The organism is Motilibacter deserti (assembly GCF_011250635.1).
In the GTDB taxonomy this organism is placed as follows: domain Bacteria; phylum Actinomycetota; class Actinomycetes; order Motilibacterales; family Motilibacteraceae; genus Motilibacter_A; species Motilibacter_A deserti.
This window is the reverse complement of sequence record NZ_JAANNP010000200.1, coordinates 1-2,139: the sequence shown is the minus strand read 5'-3', so window position 1 is coordinate 2,139 and position 2,139 is coordinate 1. Positions and strand designations below refer to the sequence as shown.

At 74.4% G+C, this 2,139-nt stretch carries 2 protein-coding genes; one reads left to right on the top strand and one right to left on the bottom strand.

Features of this window, described 5'->3' with window-relative positions:
• The first annotated feature begins 233 nt into the window (after positions 1-233).
• A complete protein-coding gene (locus tag G9H71_RS22340; protein ID WP_166284955.1) occupies positions 234-1,406 on the top strand; it encodes an N-acetylmuramoyl-L-alanine amidase in 1,173 nt (390 codons plus the stop codon).
• Between the two features lie 18 nt (positions 1,407-1,424).
• On the opposite strand, the gene G9H71_RS22335 is transcribed toward G9H71_RS22340, so the two are convergent.
• Positions 1,425-2,042 (bottom strand): GNAT family N-acetyltransferase, encoded by a 618-nt coding sequence (locus G9H71_RS22335; protein ID WP_166284954.1) that lies wholly within the window; start codon positions 2,040-2,042, stop codon positions 1,425-1,427.
• Positions 2,043-2,139 lie beyond the last annotated feature (97 nt).

The following is a 2,139-nucleotide window of genomic DNA, read 5'->3' as shown; positions in this document are numbered from 1 at the left end:
CAAGCCGAAGCGCCTGCTCCTCAAGGACCTCGAGGGCGTCATCTGACGACCCCTCCGCAGACCACGACGGCGCCCCTCCCGGTCGGGAGGGGCGCCGTCGCCCGTTCGGGCCACCTCGCCCGGACCAGACCGCCCGCTGCGGCGTGTACGTAGGAGGGGCCGCCTCCCGCCCCGGTTAGGATGCCGACTTCCCCGCAGGCACATGCCTTCGGCGAGACCCTTCGGAGCCGTGTATGACTCAGCTGCTGCGCCTGGGGAGCAAGGGACCGGCTGTCGCCGAGATCCGGCAGAAGCTGACCCGCCTGGGCCTGCTGGCTGACGTCCCTGCGCCCTCGTCCGGGGCCGAGGCCCGCATCGCCGGGCTCGAGGCCGCCGAGTTCGACGCACCCGTCGACGCCGCCGTCCGCGCCTTCCAGCAGCAGCGCGGCGTCACCGTCGACGGCATCGTCGGCCCGCAGACCTACCGCGCGCTGGACGAGGCGCGCTGGCGGCTCGGCGACCGCATCCTCACCCACGCCGTGAGCCACCTGCTGGCCGGCGACGACGTGGTGGCCCTGCAGCAGCGCCTGCTCGAGCTCGGCTTCGACTGCGGCCGGGTCGACGGCATCTTCGGCCGGCGCACCGAGTCCGCGCTGCGCGAGTTCCAGCGCAACGTCGGCCTGGTGCCCGACGGCACCTGCGGCCCGAAGACGTTCAAGGCGCTGGACCGGCTGAGCCGCACCGTGCGCGGCGGCCGTCCCGACGCCCTGCGCGAGGACCTCGACATCGCCTCCCGCGGGCCGCGGCTGTCCGGCAAGGTCGTCGTCATCGACCCGGGCCACGGTGGCGCGGACCGCGGTGCCGCCGCCGGCGCGCTCGACGAGGCCTCGGTCGTCGAGGACCTCGCCGCCCGCGTCGAGGGCCGCCTCACCGCGACGGGCGTGGTCGCGTACCTCTCCCGCGGTGCCGACTGGGAGGTCGACGAGGCCGGCCGCGCCGCCTTCGCCAACGGGCTGCAGGCCGACCTGCTCATCTCGCTGCACGTGGACGCGTCACCGAACCCGCTCGCGTCCGGGGTCGCGACCTACTACTACGGCGTCGTGCGCCGCGGATCCGTCTCCGCCGTCGGCGAGCGCTTCGCCGGCCTGGTCCAGCGCGAGATCGTGGCGCGCACCGACCTGCTCGACTGCCGGGTGCACGCGAAGACGTGGGACCTGCTGCGCCTGACGCGCATGCCCGCGGTCCGCATCGAGGTCGGCTACCTCAGCAACCCCGGTGACGCCGCGAAGCTCTCCGACCCGGCCTTCCGCGACACCGTCGCCGAGGCGATCGTCGTCGCGGTCCAGCGGCTCTACCTCGCGCAGGAGGACGACGCCCCGACCGGGACGCTCCGCCTGGACGAGCTGCTGCCCTCCTCCTCGGCCTGACGCGCGCCGTCACCCGGCTCAGACGGGCCGCAGAGCGGGCTCCGGGGCCATCGACCCGAGCAGCCGTTCGAGCGCGACCTCGACGTCCTCGCGCCAGGAGAGCGTGTTCTTAAGCTCCAGCCGCAGCCGGGGGAAGCGGTGGTGCGGCCGGACCGTCTTGAAGCCCACGGAGAGCAGGAACTCGGCGGGGATCAGGCAGTGCGGGCCGTCGTGCTTCGCGTCCCCGAACGCCTCGATGGCGCGTACGCCGCGGCGGGCCACGTCCTTGGCCACCCCCTGCACCAGCATCCGCCCCAGCCCGCCCCCGGTGAACTCCGGCAGGACGTGCGCCGTCGCGAGCAGCACCGCGTCGGCGGAGACGGGGGAGGTCGGGAAGGCCACGGACCGGGGGACGTACGCCGGCGGCGCGTAGAGCGCGAACCCGGCCGGCACCGAGTCGACGTAGAGGATCTTCCCGCACGAGCCCCACTCGAGCAGGGCTGAGGAGACCCACGCCTCCTTCTCCAGCGCGGTGTCCCCTGCGTGCTCGGCCCGGTCGGCGGCCACCGGGTCCAGCTCCCAGAAGACGCAGGAGCGACAGCGCCGGGGCAGGTCGTCGAGGTTGTCCAAGGTCACGGTGACCAGACGACGCGACATCGGCTCACCCGGCCTGCGTCAGCGCCGGGCCCACTCCCGCCAGCTGTCCCCGCCGGGCCAGCGCGCTCGCGCGCCACTGCTGACGGCTGGTCGTTCC

Excerpts from the sequence above, each read along its gene's own strand:
- G9H71_RS22340 (WP_166284955.1), top strand. The coding sequence starts at position 234 with ATGACTCAGCTGCTGCGCCTGGGGAGCAAGGGACCGGCTGTCGCCGAG.
- G9H71_RS22335 (WP_166284954.1), bottom strand. The coding sequence starts at position 2,042 with ATGTCGCGTCGTCTGGTCACCGTGACCTTGGACAACCTCGACGACCTG.